This window comes from Rathayibacter sp. KR2-224 (assembly GCF_049446075.1).
In the GTDB taxonomy this organism is placed as follows: Bacteria; Actinomycetota; Actinomycetes; order Actinomycetales; family Microbacteriaceae; genus Humibacter.
The window spans coordinates 127,199-151,220 of record NZ_JBMSEB010000001.1 but is presented as its reverse complement, the minus strand read 5'-3'; the positions used below and the strand labels follow the sequence as shown (position 1 = coordinate 151,220).

The window sequence follows — 24,022 nt, the reverse complement described above, 5'->3', positions numbered from 1 at the left end:
GTTATCCCCAGATCGCGTGCTCACGTTCCTCGGCGGTCATCGTCGGCCACACCATTGGTCGCATGTCCACCAGCACGATTCCCATCGTCAAGCTCTTGTCCACGGCCGAGCTGCTCGCATTTCTGCCGGTTCTAGCGGGTGCGCCTGTTCGCAATCGCCTCGTCATCGCACCATTCGTTGGTAACCAAGCGTCGCGTGCACTGCGAATCGGCACAGAGCGGTCGCCCTCGCCAGACACTGCACGGTTGCTCGCAACGGCGGCGCTCGGAACGCTCTCGCGGCTCGACGATTGCACGAGCGTGTCGGTGGCCATCTACCGAGATGAGCCGTTCGGCGAAGTCGGCCCGCAGTGGTACGACGCCTTCGGACTCGTTCTCGAGCGGCTGCACCAATCCGGGTACCACATCAAGGATGCTGCGATCGTCGCCGGTGACGGCTGGATGCAGTATTTCGAGGGCAACCTCGCAACTCCGCGTTCGTTATCCGAGATCGAGGCGCACACGAAACAGATCCCAGACGAGGCTCGCATCGACCCGGCAGTGACGTTGCCGGAGCCCGATCCGAGACTCGCTCGACGCGTCACCGAATTCGTGCTCGCCCGACGCTTCGATCAGTCCGAGCGCGATTCGTTCGGCCGCCTGCGACAAGTCGCACCACCTGACCCAGTGGAATTCCTCGAGACGGCGCTGGAACGCGACCAGGTGCAGACACCGGCACGCACATTGGCACGGCTCATCGCCCAGATCGACTCCGAGGGCGCCGTGGACCGGACCATACTGCAGATCGCATTCGGCCCTGCCACGGGTGCTCTCTCCTGGTCCAGCACACTGGCGGTGCGTGAAGCGGCAGCCAAGGCCGGCTGTGAACCCAACGACATACTGATGGAACAGGACGCTCGCGGAGTCGACAGCAAGCTCAACGAGCGACTGTCAGACCTCCTGACCGGACAGACACGCGAGATCCCCTCGCCCGAACGGCTGCACGCGGGTGCCGTCCTCCTCGGGCGAGCGATCGCGCACTGCCCACTCCCCGATGTGGCATGGGTCAGGTGCGCTTACGCCTGGGTGCAGTGGGCACGCGGTCTCTCGAGCGCCGCTCACGAGATGATCGTCGAGACACGGCGCCTCGCCCCCAACAACTCCCTTGCGCCCGTCTATCACACTGTGTTCAAGCACATGACACCCGAATGGCTCTTCAGGACTGACCTGCCGAATCGCGCCGCGCGTCGTCGAGCGGGCAAGAAGTCGAGGTGATTGTCGGCAAGGACCGAAGGGGCGACGTTCACCTCCGGGCTGCTATCTGCGCCTCCTCGCGGCGCCCATGAGATGCCATCTCCTGCACGTTTTCGGAACGCCACGGCAAGCGCCTCCGTGCGAGAGTGAGAGTATCCGAGCAAAAGCGTGAGAGGAGCCCACCCTCGGTGATTGCGCCAGGACGCGAACCGCTCGGGCGCTCGGCCGATGTCGAGGTCGCTTCTCTCGTCGTCGTCGCATTCCTGTCGCCGCTCGAGCGGGGACACGAGTTCCGCACCGATTCCTGGCCCGCCCACGTCACGCTCGTGCCGCCCTTCGATACAACCGCGCGTCTGGAGAACATAGTCGAGGCGGTTGCGCATGCCTGTGGCCACGTCGCCCGGATCCCGACCCAGGTCTCCGGCCACGACCGCTTCGGTCGCAGGAAGGATGTCAGTGTCGCGACGCTGCAACGCACTCCTGAGCTCCTAGGGCTGCACCTCCGATTGGTGGACGCACTGCTCGAACCGCTAGGACCGGGTGCAGTATTCGCCGGCGACTCACGACATGTGCGAGAGGGCTACCGGCCACACGTCACTGCCCGGCACGGTGAGCTTCTTCCGATCGGAACCTCGGTCGTGCTCGATCACGTTGCGATCGTCGACAGGCGCCCAAACGCCCGGTCCGGCATGCGGCGCGTTATCGAGGTCATCGAACTCTGATGCCCGCTCGGAGGTCGCCTCTCAGCCGGCACCGCCCGAACCTGAACCTCCGCTGGAGAACCCCGACTCGACGAGCTCCACGAGTCGGTCGACGGCGTCCTTGCCCATCGGGTCCTCAGCCGCGATCTCCACCGTCGCGCCCTGTGCAAGCCCGAGCGAGAGGATGCTCAGCAGGCTGCGGGCATCCTTGCCGTTCACGGTCACCTTGTGCCCCAGGCTGACAGCCAGCTTCACGAACTCGGCTGCGGGGCGTGCGTGCAGTCCGTCCGGGTTGGTCAGCGTCGCCGTGCGGGCGTAACCCCGAACCGCGGGAAAGGCTCCGGTCGCCGGCGTGGTGCCGGTCGCCGCTCTGGCTACATCGCGCAGACCGGCCCCGGTCTGGGCCAGGACTGCCGCGGCCACCGCTCCCTCCACCAGGGGCCCCTGGGCGACGATCGCCTTTCCGCTCCAGGCCGCGCCGAGAAGCTCTACGGCGGTCTCGGCGCTCAGCACGGCCGATCCCAGGTCGGACAACACCACGACGCCTGCACCGCCGTCGGCCTGCTGGATGCCCGCCATCACGCGCTCGACGTCGGTACCGAGTCGCCCGTCGGCGGTACCTCCGGCGGGGATGACGCGCACGTCGGGGCCCATCTCTCCGACCAGCTCGACCACTCCGCGCGCGATCAGATCGCTGTGCGAGACCACGACGATGCCGACGCGGGGATTCTGGAGTCCGTCGTTCACGCCGCAGCCTCCACCGCGGCCCGCAGGATGAGGGCCGTCGACGCTGCGCCCGGATCGCGATGACCTACCGCTCGCTCGCCCAGATAGCTCGCCCGTCCCTTCCTGGGGAAGAGCTCGTCCGTGGACTCTGCGCCGGCCTCGGCGCCGTCTGCGGACGCGGCCAGCACTGCCGCCGCATCGTCGCCCCGGGCAGCAGCGTCGCGTGCCGCCCGTGCGGCAGCAGCCCAGGCATCCACCATCGTCTTGTCGCCCGGCTCGGCGTGGCCGCGTTCCTCGATGCCACCGAGCGCGGCCTGCACCAGTTCGGCGACATCCGACGGACCGAGGCTGCTCCGACCGGTGACTGCATCGGAAGCCCTCAGAAATGCTGTGCCGTAGAGGGGCCCCGCCGCTCCCCCGACCGACGAGATGAGCTTCATCGCGGCCAGGCGCAGCACGTCGGACGGCGTCGTCCCCTGTGCATCCACCAGCGCCTCACGCACTGCTGTGAAGCCGCGATTCATGTTCTCGCCGTGATCGCCGTCGCCGATCGCGCGATCCAGCTCGCTCAGCGCAGCGGCCTGCGCCGCTATCGAATCCGCGGCCGTGGTGAGCCAGCCGACGGCCCACTTCGTGTCCAGAGTCATCTCGTCCTCACTCACTTCCGTTCGACCGGTTCCGGTGCTTCACATGCCCCAGCGAAGGGCGGGCGTGCGCACGGGCGCATCCCAGAGCCCGACGAGCTCATCGTCGACCGTGAGCAGGGTCACCGAGAACCCTGCCATGTCGAGTGATGTCACGTAGGAACCGACCAGTGACCTCGCTATCTCGACGCCGATCGCGTCCATGCGCTCGGCGACGCGCCGATACACGACGTAGAGCTCGGCGATCGGCGTTGCGCCCATGCCGTTGACCATGGCGATCACCCGCTCTCCTGGCCTGCGCTGGAGGTCGTGCAGCACCGCATCGAGGACCAGATCCGCCAGCTCGTCGGCCTGCAGCATGCTGCCACGTGCCCGTCCCGGTTCACCGTGGATGCCGATCCCGAATTCGATCTCGTCGGGCCCGAGCTCGAAGCTCTGCTTGCCGGAGTGCGGAACAGTCGGGGCACCGATCGCGACACCCATCGACCGAGCGGAAGCCACAAGTCGCGTTGCGAGTGCCCCGAGCGAATCGATGTCGTCCCCACGCTCGGCCGCGGCACCCACCATCTTCTCGATGAGAACGGTGCCCGCCACCCCGCGCCTGCCCGCCGTGAACTCGGAGTTCTGAACTGCGACATCGTCGTCGATGACGACCGTGCGCACCAGGATGCCTTCTGCGGCCGCGAACTCGGCCGCCGTCTCGAAGTTGAGCACGTCGCCCGTGTAGTTCTTCACTAGGTACAGCACGCCCGCACCCTGGTCCACCTCACGTGTGGCGGCGAGGATACGGTCGGGAGTCGGCGAGGTGAAGACCTCCCCGGGCACCGCGGCGTCAAGCATCCCGACGCCGACGAAACCGCCATGCAACGGTTCGTGTCCGCTTCCGCCGCCCGAGACGATCCCCACCTTTCCCGGGACCAGAGTGGTTCGTGTCACGAAGGCGGGAGACGTGCTCACCCGCACAAGATCGCCGTGCGCCCTAGCGAACCCCGCGAGCGACTCGGCGACGAAGCGCCGCGGGTCGTTCACCAGTTTCTTCATGCTCGGCCTCTCAGGCTTGAATCGCTAGCTGCGGGCGGCGTACGTCATCGCGAGGCCGCGATCCATTCGTCGAGCTTCGCGGCAGCCGCCCCGGAGTCGATCGCCTCTGCCGCCACCGCGAGCTTCTCTTCGAACCGTTCGAGGATGGAACGCAGTCCGCTCCCTGGCTCGGATGCCAGCTGGAACGACACGAGGCCTGCAGCGGCGTTGAGCAGCACGATGTCTCGTACCGGCCCCTTCTCGCCGGCCAGAACGGCCCGCAAGATCTGCGCATTGTGCGCCGCGTCACCACCTTTGAGGTCGGCGATGTCGGCACGTTTGATGCCCAGCTCCCGCGGGTCGATGTCGTGCTCGGTCACGAGGCCCCGTGAGATCTCCCACACGTGGCTGTGCCCTGTCGTGGAGAGCTCATCGAGCCCATCGTCACCCCGGAAGACGAGGGCGGTGGCCCCACGGGTCTGGAAGACGCCGACGATGAGCGGCACGCGATCCAGCTGGGCGACGCCCACCGCAGACGCCTCCGGACGGGCAGGGTTGATGAGGGGTCCCAGGATGTTGAAGACGGTCGGGATGCCCAACTCGCGTCGCACCGCGGCCGCGTTCCCGTAGCCGGGATGGAAAAGCGAGGCGAATGCGAACGTGATCCCCGCCCGCGCGAACACGTCGGCGACCCGCTCGGCCGGCATCGAGAGGTCGAGCCCGAGCGCAGCGAGCACATCCGAGGAACCGGACTGGGAGCTGGCCGCCCGGTTGCCGTGCTTGATGACGGGAACACCGGATGCCGCGGCCACTATCGATGCCGTCGTTGAGACGTTGACCGTTCCGAAGCGGTCCCCACCCGTTCCCACGATGTCCAGGGCCATCGGGTCGAGCGGGAGCGGCACGGCGTGCTCCAGGATCGCGTCGCGGAAGCCCACGATCTCGTCGACGGTCTCGCCTTTGGACCGCAACGCGACCAGGAAGGCGGCCAGCTGGGCATCCGTCGCCTTGCCGGTCATCACCTGTTCCATGGCCCAGGCCGCATCGGCCACGCTGAGGTGTTCCCCCTCGAGCACGGTCGAGATGATCGTCGGCCAGGTCCGGGATTCCGCCATATGAGGGATCCTATCGGCCCCATCGGGAGCCCGAATGCGCAAACGAACCCACGAAATCGGCCATAATGGGACACGTGACGAGCACCTCGATTTCTCCATCGGCTCCGGCGCCGACGATCAACCGACCGAACGTCGTTGCCGTCGGAACCATCGTCTGGCTGGGAAGCGAGGTGATGTTCTTCGCCGGCCTTTTCGCCATGTACTTCACGCTGCGTTCGACGTCGCCGCAGCTGTGGGCGGCGGAGACCGCACACCTGAACGTGCCATACGCGTTGACGAACACGCTCGTGCTGGTCGCCAGCTCCTTCACCTGCCAGTTCGGAGTATTCGCGGCCGAACGCCTGCAGGCGCGCTCGACGGGCTGGCGTCCTCGCGAGTGGGGCATGGTCGAGTGGTTCACCCTGAGCTACGCCCTCGGCGCGATCTTCGTCGCCGGCCAGGTCGTCGAGTACGCCACCCTCATCGGCGAGGGTGTGTCGATCAATGCAAACGCATACGGCTCGGCGTTCTACCTGACCACCGGGTTCCACGCGCTCCACGTCACCGGCGGACTCATCGCGATGCTCTTCGTCATCGGTCGCGCGTTCGCGGTGCGGAGGTTCGGAGACAAGGAGGCGACCAGCTCCATCGTCGTCTCGTACTACTGGCACTTCGTCGACGTCGTCTGGATCGGGCTCTTCCTGGTCATCTACGTCCTCAAATAGAAATCAGGAGCAGAGCACCTCAATGCGCGAGACAACGCACAAGACCGCTCGCAAGCGCAAGGCCGGCCGCAGGCATCCCCTGGCAACCGTCGCGCTCATCGCGATCGGACTCGGCCTCACGGGTGGCGCATACGCCGCGTTCAACGCGACGGGCTCCAGTGCCGACGCTGCGGCATCCAGCCAGAGCGACGTCGCGTCGGGCAAGAAGCTGTTCCAGGCCAACTGCGCAAGCTGCCACGGCCTCGAGGCGCAGGGAACGGATGCTGCACCCAGCCTGATCGGCGTCGGTGCAGCGGCGGTCGACTTCCAGGTCGGCACCGGTCGCATGCCGATGGCGATGCAGGGACCGCAGGCTCAGGAGAAGCCGCCGCAGTTCACGCAGGCCGAGATCGACCAGCTCGCCGCCTACGTGGCCTCGCTGGCTCCCGGACCTGGCATCCCCGATTCGGAGTACACCGACGGAAACGGCGACGCGGCCAAGGGCGCTGAGCTGTTCCGCGTGAACTGCGCCATGTGCCACAACGTGGCCGGCGCCGGCGGCGCCCTGACCGAGGGCAAGTACGCTCCGCCGCTGCGTGGAGTTACTCCGACGCACGTCTACGAGGCGATGGTCACCGGCCCGCAGAACATGCCCGTGTTCAACGATCGGAACATCTCGCCCGAGGGCAAGCGCGACATCATCACCTACCTGAAATTCATCCAGGACAACCCTTCCCCCGGCGGATTCGAACTGGGCTCACTCGGCCCGGTCGCCGAGGGCCTGTTCATCTGGATCTTCGGCCTCGGTTCGATCGTCGCTCTGACGGTCTGGATCACGGCTAAGTCGAACTGATGCGCGCGCGGATCGCGGACGAGCGCAAGAAGGAGAGCAATGGCACAGGACGATAACGGCGGCACGGAGATCACGCCTGCCGCCTCGTCGGCCGTCGACCACCGCCCGGGCGACCCTGGAGCGGCGGTCATCGTGCAGGACGCCGTGGAGAACCCCGGCTTCCCGCCGCACCGTGCGCGGATCACCGACAAGGATCCCCGCAAGCAGCGGCGTGCCGAGCGCACTGTCTACACGCTCTTCTACCTGTCGATCGTGGGCAGCATCTGGGCGATCGCGGCGTACGTCGCGTTCCCCATCGAGTCGGGAAAGATCTCCGACCTCCGCATCTCGACGCTCGCGATCGGGCTCGGCATCGCGCTGGCGCTCCTCGCCATCGGTTTCGGCGCCGTCCACTGGGCGAAGGCCCTCATGGTGGACAAGGAGGGCATCGACCTGCGGCACCCGGTTCAGGGTTCAGACGAGACCCGTGACCGCGCCGTCGAGATCTTCAAGGAAGCGAACGAGGAGTCCGGGTTCGGCCGTCGCACGCTGATCCGCAACTCGTTGATCGGCGCCCTCGTGGCGTTCCCGCTTCCCGCGATCGTGCTGTTCCGCGGCCTGGGGCCGATGAACGAAGACCCGGTGAAGGCGCTCTCCCACACCATGTGGAAGAAGGGCTCGCGCCTGACGCGCGACCCGTCTGGGACGCCGATCAAGGCGACCGATGTGACCATCGGTTCCGTATTCCACGTCATTCCCGAGGGCCTCAACGACAAGGAGGACGCGCTCAACGAGAAGGCCAAGGCCGCCGTGCTCCTGATGCGCCTCGACCCTCAGGACCTCCACCCGACCCACGGCCGCGAGAGCTGGGCATACGACGGCATCGTCGCCTACTCCAAGATCTGCACCCACGTCGGATGCCCCGTGGCACTCTACGAGCAGCAGACGCACCACCTGCTGTGCCCGTGCCACCAATCCCAGTTCGACATCACTCACGAGGCGAGGGTCATCTTCGGACCGGCGAGTCGGCCGTTGCCGCAGCTGCCCATCACCGTGGATGCCGACGGATACCTCGTCGCGCAGAGCGATTTCCATGAGCCCGTGGGCCCGAGTTTCTGGGAGCGTCATTGACCACCACGATCGCCGCTGACACCACGGCCAAAAAGCGTAGTTTCACCGCCGTTGCTTCGAACTACATCGACGAGCGCACGTCGATCTCCGGTGTCGTCAAGGAGTTCGGCCGCAAGATCTTCCCCGACCACTGGTCGTTCCTGCTCGGCGAGATCGCTCTCTACAGCTTCATCGTCATCCTGATCACGGGAACGTTCCTGACGTTCTTCTTCCAGGCTTCGCAGGCCGACGTCATCTACCACGGTTCATGGGTGCCGCTGAAGGGCATCCAGATGTCAGCAGCGATGAACTCGACACTGAACATCTCGTTCGACGTACGGGGCGGGCTCCTCGTGCGCCAGATCCACCACTGGGCGGCTCTGCTGTTCGTGGCCTCGATCGGGCTGCACATGCTGCGCATCTTCTTCACGGGCGCGTTCCGCAAGCCGCGCGAGCTGAACTGGGTGATCGGCTTCACCCTCTTCGTGCTCGCCATGGCCGAGGGATTCACCGGATACTCGCTCCCCGACGACCTGCTCTCCGGCAATGGCCTGCGGATCATCGATGGCCTGATCAAGGGTGTCCCTGTGATCGGCACCTGGACCTCGTTCCTGCTGTTCGGCGGCGAGTTCCCTGGGACCGCCATCGTGGGGCGGCTCTACACGCTGCACATCCTCCTGCTGCCGGCGCTCGTGGTCGCCTTCATCGCACTGCACCTGGTGTTCGTCGTCGTGCACAAGCACACTCAGTACGCCGGGCCTGGGCGCACCCAGCAGAACGTCTCCGGCTTCCCGATCCTGCCGGTCTACGCTGCGAAGGCCGGTGGGTTCTTCTTCATCGTCTTCGGTGTCGTCGCGCTGATCGCTTCGCTGTTCACGATCAACCCGATCTGGCTGTACGGGCCTTACGATCCATCACCGGTGTCTGCGGGCACGCAACCCGACTGGTACATCGGCTTCGCCGACGGCATGCTTCGACTCATGCCGTCGCACTGGGAGTTCGTGTGGCTCGACCGCACCTGGTCGTTGAACGTCTTCATCCCGGTGGTCGTGCTCGTGGTGTTCATCGTGCTGGTGGCCATCTACCCCTTCATCGAGGCATGGGTCACTGGAGACAAGCGTGAGCACCACATTCTCGACCGTCCGCGCAACCAGGCGACGCGCACCGCGATCGGTGCCGCGGGGGTCACGTTCTACGCGGTCATGTGGGCGTCGGCGAGTTCCGACCTCATAGCGACTCACTTCAAGCTCACGATGGAGGGGGTCATCTACGCACTTCAGGTGACCCTGATTCTCGGACCGATCATCGCGTACTTCATCACGAAGCGCGTCTGCATCGCACTGCAGAAGAAGGACCGCTCGATCGCCCTGCACGGATACGAGTCCGGCCGCATCGTGAAGTTGCCTGGTGGTGAGTACATCGAGGTTCACCAGCCACTCGACGAATACGAGCGCTGGCGCCTCATCAGCTACGACACCTACCAGCCGCTCATGCTTCGCCCCAACGCGCGGGGCAAGATCACGATCGGGAGTCGGGTCAGGGCCGGTATGTCGCGCTGGTTCTTCGAGGACCGTCTCGAGCCGGTTACCAGGAACGAACTCGAATCAGGACACGGTCACCACTGAGTCTGCACAGTAGACGCTCGATCGGGCACCGATGACACTCACGACACTGTCGGAGTGGCTTCGGTGCCCGATCTGTACCGGCGCGCTCTCCCCCATTCCTCCTCTTGTCTTGGGGTGCGACGCCGGCCACCGGTTCGACGCCAAGAAGCACGGCTACGTCAACCTGTTGTCGTCGCAACCGCGCATCGCGGGCGACACCCCGGACATGCTCGACGCCCGCAGCGCGCTTCTCAGCGGCGGCGCCTACGACCCGGTGGTTCGAGTCGTGGCCGACAGCGTGCTGTCCACGGGCATCCCCCAGCGCCTATTGGATGCTGGCAGCGGCACCGGGCACTACTCCTCAGCCATCCTTGGTCGCACACAGATGACCGGGCGAGCCCTGGCGACGGACATCGCGCCCGACGCCGTCCACAGGAGCGTGCGGCGGCTCGGACGAGAACGCGCGGACGGGCTGGTCGCCGATACCTGGCGCCCTCTGCCCATCAGGGACGGAGCCGCCGACGCCATCATCAACGTGTTCGCTCCCCGGAACGTGGGAGAGTTCCGCCGGGTCCTGGCACCCGATGGATGCCTCGTCATCGTCACGCCGCAGCAGGATCACCTTCTCGAGCTGCGCCGTGCCCTGCCCATGCTCGACGTACCGGCAGACAAGTCGCTCCGCATCACAGAAGACTTCGCGGACGATTTCGTGCTCGAACAGTCGACTCCCGTGCGCTACACGCTGGCCGTCTCACACGAGACGGCGATGGCTCTGCGCTCGATGGGACCGTCCGCACACCACGGAGCGGTCCTCTCCCCCGCCGCGATGCCACCCGAGGTAACCGTGGCCGTCGACGTGCTGAGGTTCCGTTCGCGCACCCACGCAGCGCCAGTGGACGTCGACTCGTCTACGCCACGCGCGTGACGCATCGAAGCACACGAGAAAGCGGCTCCCCCGGAAGAAGTGTTCCGTGGGAGCCGCTCCTCTGACTCAGTCGAGCTATCAGCGGGCGAAGTAGCCCCGGTAGTACTCGTAGACCCAACCGACAAGACTCACGGCCGCAAGCGCTCCGCCGATCGGGACGATCCACCATCCCACGGCGATGCCGAGGGCACCGATCGCAATGGAGAGCCCGAGCATGAAGGGCCACCAGCTCCACGGGCTGAAGTGCCCGAGCTCAGGGTCGCCATCATCGATGTTCGCGTCAAGACGGTCCTCGGGCAGCTCCACGCCGTTCTGCGTGGCGTGCGTTCTCGCCAGGAAGAAGGCGATGAAAGCGCCGAGCACGCCGGTCAGTGTCAGCGCAACCGTGCCCACCGGCTCGAGCGCGTGGTGCGGGTAGTAATACCAGGACCACACGGTGTACGCGATCGCGGACGCGAAGAAGAAGACCGTGATGACCCAGAACAGCGTTGCACTCGTGCGCATGTCACTTCACCTTTGCAGAATCGGCGTCGACGACGGGGGCGTCAGGAGCGTCCTTGCCTGGTCCCACCCCGATCGGGATGCCGACCTCGGGGTGGTTGAGGTCGAAGGCGGGCGACTCGCTGCGGATGCGCGGGATGGACGTGAAGTTGTGCCGCGGCGGCGGGCAGCTTGTCGCCCACTCCAGCGACCTGCCGTAGCCCCACGGGTCGTTCACGGTCACCCTCGCACCCGACCGGGCCGTGATGTACACGTTGAGGAAGAACGGGATCATCGAGATCGCCAGAATGCCGGCACCGATCGTGGACACCTGGTTCATCCAGGTGAAGCCGTCCTGAGGAAGGTACGTGTAGTACCGGCGCGGCATACCCACAACTCCCAGCCAGTGCTGGATCAGGAAGGTGGTGTGGAAGCCGATGAACAACAACCAGAAATGCCACTTGCCCAGCCGGTCGTTGAGCATCTTGCCCGTCCACTTCGGCCACCAGAAGTAGAAGCCGGAGAACATGGCGAACACGACCGTTCCGAACACCACGTAGTGGAAGTGCGCCACCACGAAGTACGAGTCGGAGACATGGAAGTCCAGTGGAGGGGAGGCCAGGATGATACCGGTCAGCCCGCCGAAGGTGAACGTGATCAGAAAGCCGATGGCCCACAGCATCGGCGACTCGAACGTGATCGAGCCGCGCCACATGGTGCCGATCCAGTTGAAGATCTTCACGCCGGTCGGTACCGCGATCAGCATCGTCATCAGCGAGAAGAACGGCAACAGAACCATGCCCGTGACATACATGTGGTGCGCCCACACGGTCACCGACAGCGCCGCGATCGAGATCGTCGCATAGATGAGCGTCTTGTAACCGAAGATGGGTTTTCGGCTGAAGACCGGGAACACCTCGCTCACGATGCCGAAGAACGGCAACGCGATGATGTACACCTCGGGATGCCCGAAGAACCAGAACAGGTGCTGCCACAGAATCGCGCCGCCCGTGCTGGCATCGAAGATGTGCGCATCCAGAATGCGGTCGGCCGAGGCCCCGAAGATGGCCGCGGCCAGCACCGGGAACGCCATCAAGACCAGGATCGAGGTGACGAGCGCGTTCCAGGTGAAGATCGGCATGCGGAACATGGTCATGCCAGGGGCGCGCAGCGTGATGATCGTGGTGATGAAGTTGACACCGCCGAGGATCGTGCCGAAACCGGAGATGCCGAGACCGAGCATCCACATATTCCCGCCGAGACCTGGCGAGAACGTAGTCGACGCCAGGGGCTGGTAGGCGAACCAACCGAAGGACGCCGCGCCCTGCGGCGTGAGGAAGCCGGCCACCGCGATCAGCGAACCGAAGTTGAAGAGCCAGTACGCCAAGGCGTTCAGACGCGGGAACGCCACATCGGGCGCGCCGATCTGCAGAGGCATGATCACGTTCGTGAATCCGGCGAAGAGCGGTGTCGCGAACATGAGCAGCATGATCGTGCCGTGCATCGTGAAGAGCTGGTTGTACTGCTCACGGGTCTGCACCACCTCGAGGCCCGGCTCGAACAGCTGGGCGCGGATGATGAGGGCCATCACCCCGCCGATGCAGAAGTACACGAACGAGGTGATCAGGTACAGATACCCGATGGTCTTGTGGTCGGTGGACGTGATCCAGTTCACCAGGACGTTGCCCTTGCGGTGCACGTTCGTGGCACCGAGGATCTGGGCGGTCGCCGACGGCGTCGCCGCGGCGGGAGCCGGTGCTGTGGTCGTGCTCATTCTCCGGTCCCTTTCTCCGGGTTCTTGGGTGCGCTCGTACCAGGAAGGTTTCTATTGCGGTCGACGCCGGATCCCAACTGTCCGGTGTAGCCGCGATCCTTCAGATCCTGGATGTGCTGCTTGTACTCGTCTTCGGAGACGACCTTCACATTGAAGAGCATCGCCGAGTGATACTCGCCGCAGAGCTCCGCGCACTTGCCCGCGTAGGTCCCCTCGCGTGTCGGCTCGAGGTACATGTAATTCGTGTGTCCGGGGAAGACGTCCTTCTTGTAGAGGAAGGCCGGAACCCAGAACGAGTGGATGACGTCGCGCGAGTCGAGCTTGATCGTCACCTTCTTGTCGACGGGCAGGTACAGCGTGGGAATCTGGCTCTCGACGACCGACCCGGACGGCGCCCCGGACTTGTCGTCGGGCTGCGCCTGGATGCCTGGGTCGTAGACACCGTCGCTGAGGTAGTTGAAGTCCCAGGACCACTGCTTGCCGTAGACCTGCACGGTCAGGTCCGGGTGCGCATACGGCTTCTCGATCGCATCCTGATCACGAGTCGTGAAGGCGAAGAAGCCGATGATCAGCACGAACGGCACGATCGTGTAGAAGATCTCGATCGGCATGTTGTACCGCAGCTGTGCCGGGATGCCCGTCTGCCCCTTGCGGCGGCGGTAGACGATGACGCACCAGATGATCAGGCCCCACACCACGAGCCCGACGAGGAGAAGAACGATCCACGAGGTCACCCACAGGCCGGAGACCCGTTCGGTGTGGTTCGTGACCGGTGTCTTGCCGTCGAATCCCGGTAGGAATCCGTTCAACTGGGACTGCGTGCAACCGGCCAATACCAGCGCAACCATTGCTGCGATCGGAACTGCAGCCCATCGGAAACGGCGATTGTGACGCACCGGTGACCTTTCGATGATTCGTGGGCGCAGCGGCGTCCGCCCCTGCGATGACCAGTCCTAGCCTACTGCCATCAAACGGTGCTTCGTATGCCGCACGCGCCCCCGCGACGCCCGAAACCAGCCTTCGGAAATGCGAAAAGGACCGGCTGATCGGCCGGTCCTTCTCATTCCCAGATGAGGGGAAGAGTCAGTGGAAGCTGTCGCCGCAGGCGCAGCTTCCCGTCGCATTCGGGTTGTCGATCGTGAAGCCCTGCTTCTGGATCGTGTCTTCGAAATCGATCGTCGCGCCGTCGAGGTACGGGGCGCTCATCTTGTCGACGATGACCTCGACGCCGTCGAAATCGACCGTGGCATCGCCGTCCATATACCGCTCGTCGAAGTAGAGCTGATAGATCAGACCGGAGCATCCGCCGGGCTGCACCGCGAGGCGCAGGCGGAGGTCATCACGGCCCTCCTGTTCGAGCAGGCTGCGCACCTTGTCGGCGGCGGCATCCGTCAGGAGCACACCGTGTGCCTTCGGCTCGGCCAGCGTGCCGGCGCCGGTGAGAATCGTGTCGCTCATCGAGTGCCTCATTCCTTGTCAAGTCGTACGTTGCACCAGTGTAGGTCAGGCGCCCTGGAGATGAGTGAGGGCCGTCAGGATGCCCGCGCATTCAGTCTGGCGAGCAGCAGAGCCTCGGTGAGGATGGCCCGCCGGAAGACGCCGAGATGCAGCGATTCGTTGGGGCTGTGCGCCCTGGTGTCCGGGTCTTCCACTCCCGTCACGAGAATCTGCGCCTCCGGGAACTCCCGAACGAGGTCGGCTATGAAGGGGATGCTGCCGCCGATACCGGCTTCCACTGGTTCGGCGCCCCACGCATCCCTCATGGCCGCTTTCGCCTCCACGGCCGCCCAGCCGCTCGTATCGACGAGGAACGGGTCGCCGAGGTCGACGTCGTCGATCTGCAGGTGCGCTCCGAACGGAACGTGCGCGCGCAGGTGCCCTTCGAGCGCTGCGTACGCATCGGCCGCCCGCTGGCCAGGCGCGACGCGAGCGCTGATGCGCACCGCTGCGGACGGTAGGAGTGTGTTGGATGCATTCGCAACGCTGGGCGCATCGATGCCGGTCACTGTGATGGTGGGCTGGTTCCAGAGCCTGGAGAGCACGGGACCCCTACCGACCAGCGAGACGCCGTCGAGCACGGCAGCGTCGCGGCGCAGGTCGCCTTCCGAGGACTCGGGAACCTGTGCCTCGTGGCTCGTCATGCCCTCGACCGCCACGGCTCCCGATTCGTCGTGCAGCGACGCGAGCAGTCTCACGAGCGGCATCATGGCGTCGGGAACCCCGCCTCCGTACATGCCGGAGTGCGAAGCGTGCTCCAAGGTCGAGACCGTGAGCCGGAAGGTGACGTTGCCTCTGAGACCCACCGTGAGCGAAGGAACGTCGATGCTCCAGTTGTCGGAGTCCGCCACCACGATCGCGTCGGCCGCCAGGGCATCCCTGTGCTCGGCGAGAAAGTTCGCGAACGAACGCGACCCGTACTCCTCCTCACCCTCGATGAAGACGGCGATGCCGAGGTCGAAGTCTTGTCCGAGCAGTTCCGTGACGGCGCGAATGGCCGCCACGTGCGTCATGACGCCCGCCTTGTCGTCCGCTGCACCCCTTGCGTAGAGGCGATCCCCTCGCACGACCGGCTCGAACGGCGAGGACTGCCAATCCTCGTCTTTGCCAGGCGGTTGCACGTCGTGGTGTGCGTAGAGCAGCACGGTCGGCGCTCCCCCGCGAGCCGACCGCCTTGCTATCACGGCGGGCTGGCCCTGCTCCCCGCTTTCGCCGATCGCGGCGCGTGCCACCTCGACCGTTTCGAAGACGCCGAGTCCCCGCAGCAGACCGGCGACCGCCTCCGCGCTCCGCTGGACGTTCGCGGGCTCGAAAGCCGACCACGAGACCGAAGGGATGCGCACGAGCTCGGTCAGTTCGGCTACCGCTTGCGGCACACCCGCCTGAACGGTGTCGCGTAGTGCGGTTGTCAGGTCATCGCGTGGCTGATCGGCGTCGCTCATGCGGGTAATCTTAACGGGACCGAGATCGAGGACTTTCCGTGGCCAGACGAGCAGAACCCACCGCGCAGCCGGCTCCCGAAGAGGAGGCGCACCAGAGCGGCAAGGGGCGAGCTACTCCTAGTCGTGCAGAGCGCGAGGCAGCGCGCAAGCGTCCGCTCGTGCCCGCGGACCGCAAGGCGGCGGCACGCGAGGCACGGCAGAAGAACGCCGAGGCCAGGGAGCGTGCAAGGCTCGGAATGGCGGCTGGCGACGAACGCTATCTGACGCAGCGTGACCGCGGTCCGCAGCGCAGGTTCGTGCGCGACTACGTGGATGCCAGGTACACCATCGCCGAGTTCTTGATGCCGGTCATGCTCGTGATCATCGTCTTCACGTTCGTGCCGGTGCCTGCGCTGCAGTACTACGGCATCATCGTTCTCTGGGCCTTCTTCGCGCTCGCCATCGTCGACTCGGCGATCATGGTGTTCAGCATGAAGCGCCGGTTGCGCACCAAGTTCGACACTCTGGAGCGCGGTCTGACCTGGTATGCCGTCATGCGTGCGTTGCAGTTCCGTATGATCCGGGTTCCCAAGCCGCAGACCAGACGCGGCCAGTACCCCGCCTAGCAGCGCCGCAATGACGATCACCGCTGCCGCGGACGGCTCGGCCCTCGGCAACCCAGGACCTGCCGGCTGGGCCTGGTACGTCGACGACGATACGTGGGCTGCCGGCGGCTGGCCGCACGGCACCAACAACCAGGGCGAGCTCATGGCCGTCATCGACCTGCTCGAGTCCACGGCAGGCGAACCGGACGACCTTCGCATCCTGTGCGATAGCCAGTACGTCATCAACGCGGTAACGAAGTGGATGCCTGGCTGGAAGCGCAAAGGCTGGCGCAAGGCCGACGGTGCGCCTGTTCAGAACCAGGATCTGCTCAAGCGGCTCGACGCGGCTCTGAGCGGGCGCAGCTACGCGTTCGAGTGGGTGCGCGGACACAACGGCCACGCGCTGAACGAGGCAGCGGACGCGCGGGCGCGGGCCGTGGCGACCGCGTTTCAGAACGGCTCACGCGTCGACAGCGGACCGGGCTGGCGGAGTGCCGGAACGGAGCGCGACACGGCTGCCCAGGCATCCGCTTCGCCTGCGACGCAGACAGCGGAGGCGGGACGAGCAAGCGGACTGGAGGCCCGGACGGCGGAGCCTGCTGCGCCGGCGCCGCAACTCTCCCTCTTCGACGATCTCGCCGCCGAGGAGCCGGACGAAGAGGTCGTGCTGCGCCAGGAAAGGTCGCTGCTCACGCCGCGCGTGCGTGGCGACGTCGCGGCTCTCGGCGCTCTGCTGCACCCGGAATTCCTCGAGATCGGCCGCTCAGGTCGGGCGTGGAGCCGAGACGACGTGGCCCTCTCCCCCACGGTCGACGGCGGCATCTTCGATGAGGTGATCACGCTCGACAGGCTCGCTGCCGACAGCATCCTGCTGGTGTTCCGCACCAGGGACGAGCGCGGTGCGACTCTGCGCAGCTCGCTGTGGGTGCGCGACGGCGGTCGGTGGCGGCTTAGATTCCACCAGGGAACGCCGGCGGACTGAGCGGGAGCCCGGCCGCGTCAGCCGCGGCCGCCTTCGGTGCTTGGCACAGGCATCCGGTCGAGGCCGCGATTGATCGACCTGGCCCAGAGCGGACCGCGGTAGATGAACTCGGAATAGCCCTGGACAAGGGTGGCCCCGGCGGCCAGACGCTCGGTCACGTCCTTGGCTGTCGCGACTCCACCCACCGAGATGATGCACAGCTCGTGCGGTACGTTCGCGCGCAGCAGTCGCAGTACCTCGAGCGAACGAGGCGCAAGCGGTGCGCCGGAGAGACCACCGGCTCCTGCCGCTTGCACGACCTCTGGCGGCGTACGCAGACCTTCCCGGGAGGTGGTCGTGTTGGTGGCGATGATCCCGTCCAGGCCGAGTTCCCCGACGAGTTCGGCAACGGCCAGCACATCGGCGTCGGCGAGGTCGGGGGCGATCTTGACGAGGAGCGGTGTTGCGCCGGCCTCCTCCTTGACGGCGCGCAACAGTGGCCGCAGCGAGTCAACCGCCTGCAGATCGCGAAGACCCGGGGTGTTCGGAGAGCTGACGTTGACGACGAGGTAGTCGGCGACCGCGGCAGCAGCGCGAGCCGACGTGCGGTAGTCGGCGATGGCATCCGCCACCTCGACGACACGGGACTTGCCGATGTTCACGCCCACCACGGGTCGCCGACGCGCCGAACGGATTTTGGCGACCCTCGTGGCTGCGGCTGCCGCTCCCTCGTTGTTGAAGCCCATGCGGTTGACGATCGCCCGGTCCGGGATGAGGCGGAACAGTCTCGGTCTCGGGTTTCCGGGCTGCGGGATGGCGGTCACGGTTCCCACCTCCACGTGTCCGAATCCGAGCGAACCGAGGCCGAGGATGGCCGTCGCGTTCTTGTCGAAACCGGCGGCGACTCCGAACGGAGTAGGGAACTCGAGACCGAGCGCCCGCACCGACCGGTTCGTCTTCGGGAGCGTGAATCTCGAAACGAGGCGACGCAGGCCGAGTGCCGAGATCATCCGTATCACGGCGAAGGCGAGATGGTGGGCGCGCTCAGGGTCCATGTGCCTGAAGACGAGCGAGAACAGGATGCGATACATGCCTGTGTCACCCTATCGGTCGCGAGGATGCCGGGCGGCGCGCACCGATGGTGCCGTCATTCGGCGGGTGCCGGGCGAGTGTGGTGCTCCTCGCGCAGCGCGCCGATCGCCGCATCGAAGTCGTCGAGTGAGTCGAACGCCTGATAGACGCTCGCGAACCGCAGGTACGCCACCTCGTCGAGTTCGCGCAGCGGAGGGAGCACGGCGAGCCCGATCTCATTCGCGTCGATCTGCGACACGCCAGTGGCCCGCACGGACTCCTCCACCTTCTGGGCGAGCAGCGCGAGGTCCGAGTCCGTCACCGGTCTTCCCTGGCAGGCCTTGCGGACGCCTGCCATGATCTTCTCCCGGCTGAACGGTTCGACGACGCCGCTTCGTTTGATCACGTTGAGGCTTGCGGTCTCGATCGTCGAGAACCGTCGCCCGCACTCCGGGCACTGCCGACGGCGTCGGATGGACAGTCCGTCGTCCGATGTGCGGGAATCGACGACGCGCGAGTCTGGATGGCGGCAGAACGGGCAGAACATGGTGGCTCCAGATTAGGTTGTCGGTGCCTCGCGGACGGCGTAGCGGGCGGCGACCGCCTCCCCGTGGGCCGGCAGTTGCTCGGCTCGAGACAGGGTCACGACCTGCTCGGCGACCGCGCTCAGTCCCTGTTCTCCGTACCTGATGATCTGCTGCGCCCTCAGGAACGTGTGTGCGCCGAGCCCCGACGAGTACCGCGCGGTGCCGGCTGTGGGCAGAACGTGGTTGGAGCCGGCGAGGTAGTCGCCGAGGCTCACGGGTGAGTACTGGCCGAGGAAAATGGCGCCGGCGTTCGTGAGCCGCGCGAGCATGGCACCCGGATCGGCGGTGTGCACCTCGAGATGCTCGGGCGCGTACGCGTCGCTGAAGCGCGCGGCGGTCTCCTGGTCGTCCACCAGGACGATCGCGGACTGCGGGCCGTTGAGCGCGGTGGCGGCTCTCGCGCCGTTCTGAGTCACTTCGACCAGCACCTCAAGCTCCCGTGCCACGTCGGCGGCAAGGTGCTTGGAGTCGGTGACGAGCAGTGCGGCCGCCGCTTCGTCGTGCTCCGCCTGGCTGAGCAGGTCGGATGCCACGAGCCGGGGGTCCGCGCCGGCGTCCGCGATGATCAGGATCTCCGTCGTCCCTGCTTCAGCGTCGATGCCGACGACACCGTGTACGAGGCGCTTGGCCGCGGCGACATAGATGTTGCCCGGCCCGGTGACGATGTCCACGGGAAGCAACGGGATGTCCCGTACTCCGTATGCCAGGGCACCGATAGCTCCGGCACCGCCCATGGCGTACACCTCGTCGACCCCGACGAGGCCGGCCGCTCCGAGGATGAGCGGGTGAACCGAGCCGCCGAAGTCTCGCTGGGCGGGGCTCGCCAGTGCGATCGAGCCCACCCCGGCCACCTGGGCGGGTACGGCGTTCATGATCACGCTGGAGGGATAGACGGCCTTACCGCCGGGCACATAAAGTCCGGCGCGTGCCACGGGCTCCCAGCGCTGCTCCACGATTGCGCCGTCGCCCAGCCTTGTGGATGCCGGTGCAGGCACTTGCGCGGAGCTCACCTCGCGCACGCGGTTGATCGCGAGCTCCAGTGCCGCGCGTACGTCGGCGGGAAGTGAGGCGATCGCCGCCGCGATGGCAGACTCCGGGACGCGCAACGATGCCGGACGCACGTGATCGAAGCGCTCCGCCTGGTCGAGCAAGGCTCGGGCGCCGCGCTCGCGAACATCCGAGATCAGCCCTGCGGCCGCGCCCGTCGCAACGCTCACGTCCACCTCGGCGCGCGGCATGACGCGACGCAGCTCGGCCGCGTCGAGCCGCTGTCGTCTCAGGTCCAGTATTCGCACCCGGCAAGCCTACTGACGATTGAGGGGAGAGCAGCCCGAGCTTGCTCGGGCTGCCGACCCGATTGAGTCAGTGAGCGAGCATCGCGATACTGACGATTGAGGGGAGAGCAGCCCGAGCTTGCTCGGGCTGCCGACCCGATTGAGTCAGTGAGCGAGCATCGCGATACTGACGATTGAGGGGAGAGCAGTCCGAGCTTGCTCGGCCTCGTCAGACGAGGCAGGCCGGCCCGAGCAGGCTCTTGAGCTCACCGTAGAGGTCGGCCGAGACGGAGACCCGGTACGGCAGCTCGAAAACCCTCGCCGTGCTTCCCTTCACCAGACGCAACCGCACTTCGCCATCCCCCGCATGCCTGATCAGCATGTCGCCAAGACTCTGAACCACGTCGGTGGTGGCGCGCTGGTCGGGCATCGTGATGACGAGGGGCCCGCTCGGTCCCGACACGGCTGAGCCGAAGTCTGGAGAGAAGAGGCTGTAGGCGTGCAGGTTCATGCCGTCGTCGCGCATGCTCACCCGTCCGCGCACCACGACGATGGAGTCCGGCGTGAGCGCCGGCCCGAACTCCTGATACGCCTTGCCCATGAACATCACGGTGATCTCGCCGCCGAAGTCCTCGACGGTGATCATGCCGTATTGGTTGCCGGACGCCTTCGCCACCCGGTGCTGCACGCTCGTCACGAGACCGGCGATCGTGACCGTGTCGCCGTCTTGAGTCGATTCGGAACCCGTGAGATCGGCGATGGACGTGCTCGCCTGCTTCGCCAGCTCCAGCTCAAGACCGGCGAGCGGGTGATCCGAGACGTAGAGACCGAGCATCTCGCGTTCGAATGCGAGCTTCTGTCTCTTGTCCCACTCCGGTTTGTCGGGCACGAGCGATACCGGACCGGTGTCTGGAGCATCGGCAAGCAGCGTGTCGAAGTCGAATCCCGCCTGACCCGTTGCCTCGACGCGTTTGTCGTTCACCACCGATTCCACGGCTGCCTCGTGCACCTCGAGCAGCGCCCTTCTGGAGTTTCCGAAGGAGTCGAATGCACCGGCCTTGATCAACGACTCGATGGTGCGTTTGTTCGCCACGTGCAGCGGAACCTTCTTGAGAAAGTCGTGGAACGAGTCGAAGCGTCCCTTCTGCTCACGTGCCTGGCGGATGCCGTCGACGACGTTCCCGCCGACGTTGCGCACCGCGCCCAGGCCGAATCGAACATCGTTTCCGACAGCCGCGAAGAACCCGATGGACTCGTTCACGTCGGGCGGCAGCACCTTGATGCCCATGCGCCGGCATTCATTGAGGTAGACGGCCATCTTGTCTTTGGAGTCACCGACGCTTGTCAGCAGCGCCGCCATGTACTCGGCCGGGAAATGCGCCTTCAGGTAAGCGGTCCAGTACGAGACGACGCCGTACGCGGCGGAGTGCGCCTTGTTGAACGCGTAGTCGGAGAACGGCAGCAGAATCGCCCACAGCATGTCGATCGCTTGCTGGGAGTAGCCGCGCTCGAGCATCCCGGCGACGAAGCCGGCCTGCTGCTTGTCGAGCTCCGACTTCTTCTTCTTGCCCATCGCGCGACGCAGGATGTCTGCCTGACCGAGCGTGAACCCCGCCACCTTCTGCGCGATGGCCATCACCTGCTCCTGATAGATGATCAGGCCGTAGGTGGTGTCGAGGATGTCTTTGAGCGGCTCCTCGAGCTCGGGGTGGATCGGCGTGATGGGCTGCAGCCCGTTCTTGCGCAACGCGTAGTTGATGTGCGAGTTGGCGCCCATCGGACCAGGCCGGTAGAGGGCGATGAGCGCCGAGATGTCCTCGAAGTTGTCGGGCCTCATCTGCCGGAGCAGCGAACGCATGGGGCCGCCGTCGAGCTGGAAGACGCCGAGTGTGTCTCCTCGGGAGAGCAGGTCGTACGCGGGACGATCGTCGAGCGGAAGACCTTCGAGATCGAGCTCGAAGCCCTGATTGGCCTTGATGTTGTCGAGCGCGTCGCTGATGATCGTCAGGTTGCGCAGCCCCAGGAAGTCCATCTTGATGAGGCCGAGCGACTCGGCTGCCGGATAGTCGAACTGGGTGACGATCTGGCCGTCCTGCTCCCGCTTCATGATCGGGAGGACGTCGATGATGGGGTCCGACGACATGATCACGCCCGCCGCGTGCACGCCCCACTGCCGCTTCAGACCCTCCAGCCCCAGCGCGGTGTCGAAGACGGTCTTCGCCTCGGGGTCGCTTTCGACCACGGCGCGCAGTTCGACGGCTTCCTTGTACCTCGGGCTGTCCCTGTCGAAGACCTGGTAGAGGGGGATGTCCTTCCCCATGACGGCCGGTGGCATCGCCTTCGTCAGCTTCTCGCCCATGGAGAACGGGAAGCCGAGCACACGGCCGGCATCCTTCAGCGCCTGCTTGGCCTTGATGGTGCCGTAGGTCACGATCTGCGAGACGCGTTCGGCCCCGTACTTCTCGGTGACGTACTTGACGGCCTCGAGCCGCCGGCGGTCGTCGAAGTCGACGTCGAAGTCGGGCATCGACACCCGGTCGGGGTTGAGGAAGCGCTCGAAGATCAGACCGTGCTCGAGCGGGTCGAGATCGGTGATGCGCATGGCATAGGCGGCCATCGATCCTGCGCCAGAGCCGCGGCCGGGACCGACACGGATTCCGTTGTTCTTCGACCAGTTGATGAAGTCCGCCACCACCAGGAAGTAGCCGGGGAACCCCATCTGCGTGATGATGCCGATCTCGTAGTCGGCCTGCGCCCGCGCCTTCTCAGGCACGCCATCCGGGTACCGGTGATGGAGGCCTCTGTTGACCTCCTTGATGAACCAGCTCTCCTCGCTCTCGCCCTCCGGCACGGGGAACTTGGGCATGTACTTGCCCGTGCTGAGCTCGAACTCGACGTTGCAGCGTTCCGCGATATCAAGAGTCGTGTCGCACGCCTCGGGGATCTCCCGGAAGAGGTCGCGCATCTGCTGAGGCGACTTGAGGTAATACTCGCCCTCCGGTTCCAACTGGAAGCGCTTCGGATCGCTCAGGGTCGAGCCGGACTGCACGCACAGCAGGGCTGCGTGAGCCTTGGCATCCTCGGCGTGCGTGTAGTGCAGGTCGTTCGTGGCCACGGTGCGCAGCCCGAGCTGCTTGGCGAGCCTGAGCAGGTCCTGGCGCACTCTCGACTCGAGACCGAGGCCGTGCTCCATCAGCTCGACGAAATAGTTGTCTTTGCCGAAGATGTCCCGGTATTCGGCCGCAGCCTTGACCGCCTCGTCGTACTGCCCCAGCCGCAGCCTGGTCTGCACCTCCCCGCTGGGACACCCAGTGGTGGCGATGATTCCCTTCGAGTACGTCTCGAGCAGCTCGCGGTCCATGCGCGGCTTGAAGTAGTACCCCTCGATCGACGCGTAGCTGGACATGCGGAACAGGTTGTGCATGCCCTCCGTCGTCTCGGCGAGCATCGTCATGTGCGTATACGCGCCGCTGCCCGACACGTCGTCCTCGCCGCCGTTTCCCCACCGCACACGGGTGCGATCGGTGCGGTGAGTGCCAGGCGTGATGTACGCCTCCGTGCCGATGATCGGCTTGATGCCCGCTGCCGTTGCCGCGCGCCAGAACTCGAACGCGGCGAACATGTTGCCGTGGTCGGTCACAGCTATCGCAGGCATTCCGTGCGACACCGCGGCATCCATCAGCGGCCCGATCTTCGCTGCCCCGTCAAGCATCGAGTACTCGCTGTGAACATGCAGGTGCACGAAGGAATCACTGGACAC

General features: G+C 65.8%; 22 protein-coding genes. 9 read left to right on the top strand and 13 right to left on the bottom strand.

Annotated elements, in window-relative coordinates; translation table 11 throughout:
- Positions 1-62 precede the first annotated feature (62 nt).
- The gene (locus ACO2Q7_RS00730) at positions 63-1,253 is read left to right on the top strand and encodes a hypothetical protein (protein WP_423353736.1); all 1,191 of its coding nucleotides are present in this window, start codon (positions 63-65) and stop codon (positions 1,251-1,253) included.
- Between the two features lie 167 nt (positions 1,254-1,420).
- Entirely contained in the window at positions 1,421-1,954 is a 534-nt protein-coding gene (locus ACO2Q7_RS00725; RefSeq protein ID WP_423353735.1) for a 2'-5' RNA ligase family protein, read from the top strand.
- Between the two features lie 21 nt (positions 1,955-1,975).
- Here the strand turns inward: ACO2Q7_RS00725 and dhaM are convergent, their stop codons facing one another.
- The 4 genes from dhaM to trpD are packed head-to-tail and all read right to left on the bottom strand — an operon-like array spanning position 1,976 to position 5,438.
- Positions 1,976-2,680 (bottom strand): dihydroxyacetone kinase phosphoryl donor subunit DhaM, encoded by a 705-nt coding sequence (gene dhaM, locus ACO2Q7_RS00720; RefSeq protein WP_423353734.1) that lies wholly within the window; start codon positions 2,678-2,680, stop codon positions 1,976-1,978.
- Positions 2,677-3,306, bottom strand: a complete 630-nt coding sequence (gene dhaL, locus ACO2Q7_RS00715) for a dihydroxyacetone kinase subunit DhaL (protein ID WP_423353733.1) — start codon at positions 3,304-3,306, stop codon at positions 2,677-2,679. Before dhaL ends, dhaM begins: the two co-directional genes overlap by 4 nt.
- Before the next feature lie 39 nt (positions 3,307-3,345).
- Positions 3,346-4,344, bottom strand: coding sequence for a dihydroxyacetone kinase subunit DhaK (dhaK, locus tag ACO2Q7_RS00710; RefSeq protein ID WP_423353732.1), 999 nt, complete (start codon positions 4,342-4,344; stop codon positions 3,346-3,348).
- A 44-nt stretch (positions 4,345-4,388) separates the two neighbouring features.
- Positions 4,389-5,438: an anthranilate phosphoribosyltransferase gene (gene trpD / locus ACO2Q7_RS00705; protein WP_423353731.1), complete on the bottom strand. Its 1,050-nt coding sequence runs from the start codon at positions 5,436-5,438 to the stop codon at positions 4,389-4,391.
- 65 nt (positions 5,439-5,503) lie between these two features.
- Here trpD and ACO2Q7_RS00700 point away from each other — a divergent pair, with 65 nt between their 5' ends.
- The 5 genes from ACO2Q7_RS00700 to ACO2Q7_RS00680 are packed head-to-tail and all read left to right on the top strand — an operon-like array spanning position 5,504 to position 10,592.
- Entirely contained in the window at positions 5,504-6,142 is a 639-nt protein-coding gene (locus ACO2Q7_RS00700) for a cytochrome c oxidase subunit 3 (protein WP_423353730.1), read from the top strand.
- A gap of 22 nt (positions 6,143-6,164) precedes the next feature.
- Positions 6,165-6,974 (top strand): c-type cytochrome, encoded by an 810-nt coding sequence (locus ACO2Q7_RS00695; protein ID WP_423353729.1) that lies wholly within the window; start codon positions 6,165-6,167, stop codon positions 6,972-6,974.
- A gap of 39 nt (positions 6,975-7,013) precedes the next feature.
- The gene (locus ACO2Q7_RS00690) at positions 7,014-8,084 is read left to right on the top strand and encodes a Rieske 2Fe-2S domain-containing protein (protein ID WP_423353728.1); all 1,071 of its coding nucleotides are present in this window, start codon (positions 7,014-7,016) and stop codon (positions 8,082-8,084) included.
- Positions 8,081-9,688, top strand: coding sequence for a cytochrome b (locus tag ACO2Q7_RS00685; RefSeq protein ID WP_423353727.1), 1,608 nt, complete (start codon positions 8,081-8,083; stop codon positions 9,686-9,688). The genes ACO2Q7_RS00690 and ACO2Q7_RS00685 overlap by 4 nt, the downstream gene beginning before the upstream one ends.
- Positions 9,689-9,719: 31 nt before the next feature.
- Complete coding sequence (locus ACO2Q7_RS00680; RefSeq protein ID WP_423353726.1) at positions 9,720-10,592, top strand: putative RNA methyltransferase; 873 nt, start codon at positions 9,720-9,722, stop codon at positions 10,590-10,592.
- A 78-nt stretch (positions 10,593-10,670) separates the two neighbouring features.
- Here ACO2Q7_RS00680 and ACO2Q7_RS00675 read toward each other — a convergent pair whose 3' ends face one another.
- The 5 genes from ACO2Q7_RS00675 to ACO2Q7_RS00655 all read right to left on the bottom strand — a co-directional run bounded on the left by ACO2Q7_RS00675 (position 10,671) and on the right by ACO2Q7_RS00655 (position 15,785).
- On the bottom strand, positions 10,671-11,096 hold the full coding sequence (locus ACO2Q7_RS00675) for a cytochrome c oxidase subunit 4 (RefSeq protein WP_423353725.1): 426 nt from the start codon (positions 11,094-11,096) through the stop codon (positions 10,671-10,673).
- A 1-nt stretch (position 11,097) separates the two neighbouring features.
- Positions 11,098-12,846, bottom strand: coding sequence for a cytochrome c oxidase subunit I (gene ctaD, locus ACO2Q7_RS00670; protein ID WP_423353724.1), 1,749 nt, complete (start codon positions 12,844-12,846; stop codon positions 11,098-11,100).
- Positions 12,843-13,742, bottom strand: a complete 900-nt coding sequence (gene coxB, locus ACO2Q7_RS00665) for a cytochrome c oxidase subunit II (RefSeq protein ID WP_423353723.1) — start codon at positions 13,740-13,742, stop codon at positions 12,843-12,845. The genes ctaD and coxB overlap by 4 nt, the downstream gene beginning before the upstream one ends.
- Before the next feature lie 187 nt (positions 13,743-13,929).
- Positions 13,930-14,304 (bottom strand): iron-sulfur cluster insertion protein ErpA, encoded by a 375-nt coding sequence (gene erpA / locus ACO2Q7_RS00660; protein ID WP_423353722.1) that lies wholly within the window; start codon positions 14,302-14,304, stop codon positions 13,930-13,932.
- Between the two features lie 74 nt (positions 14,305-14,378).
- Positions 14,379-15,785 carry a dipeptidase gene (locus tag ACO2Q7_RS00655; protein ID WP_423353721.1) on the bottom strand — a complete coding sequence of 469 codons (1,407 nt, stop codon included), beginning with the start codon at positions 15,783-15,785 and terminating at the stop codon, positions 14,379-14,381.
- Positions 15,786-15,823: 38 nt separating this feature from the next.
- Here ACO2Q7_RS00655 and ACO2Q7_RS00650 point away from each other — a divergent pair, with 38 nt between their 5' ends.
- Both ACO2Q7_RS00650 and ACO2Q7_RS00645 read left to right on the top strand, forming a co-directional pair.
- A complete protein-coding gene (locus tag ACO2Q7_RS00650) occupies positions 15,824-16,390 on the top strand; it encodes a DUF3043 domain-containing protein (protein WP_423353720.1) in 567 nt (188 codons plus the stop codon).
- A 10-nt stretch (positions 16,391-16,400) separates the two neighbouring features.
- Positions 16,401-17,351 carry an RNase H family protein gene (locus tag ACO2Q7_RS00645; protein ID WP_423353719.1) on the top strand — a complete coding sequence of 317 codons (951 nt, stop codon included), beginning with the start codon at positions 16,401-16,403 and terminating at the stop codon, positions 17,349-17,351.
- 17 nt (positions 17,352-17,368) lie between these two features.
- Here ACO2Q7_RS00645 and ACO2Q7_RS00640 read toward each other — a convergent pair whose 3' ends face one another.
- The 4 genes from ACO2Q7_RS00640 to dnaE form a co-directional block, all read right to left on the bottom strand.
- Entirely contained in the window at positions 17,369-18,421 is a 1,053-nt protein-coding gene (locus ACO2Q7_RS00640; protein WP_423353718.1) for a quinone-dependent dihydroorotate dehydrogenase, read from the bottom strand.
- 56 nt (positions 18,422-18,477) lie between these two features.
- Positions 18,478-18,948 (bottom strand): transcriptional regulator NrdR, encoded by a 471-nt coding sequence (gene nrdR, locus ACO2Q7_RS00635; protein ID WP_423353717.1) that lies wholly within the window; start codon positions 18,946-18,948, stop codon positions 18,478-18,480.
- A 12-nt stretch (positions 18,949-18,960) separates the two neighbouring features.
- Positions 18,961-20,283 carry a histidinol dehydrogenase gene (gene hisD, locus ACO2Q7_RS00630; RefSeq protein ID WP_423353716.1) on the bottom strand — a complete coding sequence of 441 codons (1,323 nt, stop codon included), beginning with the start codon at positions 20,281-20,283 and terminating at the stop codon, positions 18,961-18,963.
- Between the two features lie 208 nt (positions 20,284-20,491).
- Positions 20,492-23,974 carry a DNA polymerase III subunit alpha gene (gene dnaE, locus ACO2Q7_RS00625; protein WP_423355923.1) on the bottom strand — a complete coding sequence of 1,161 codons (3,483 nt, stop codon included), beginning with the start codon at positions 23,972-23,974 and terminating at the stop codon, positions 20,492-20,494.
- Positions 23,975-24,022 lie beyond the last annotated feature (48 nt).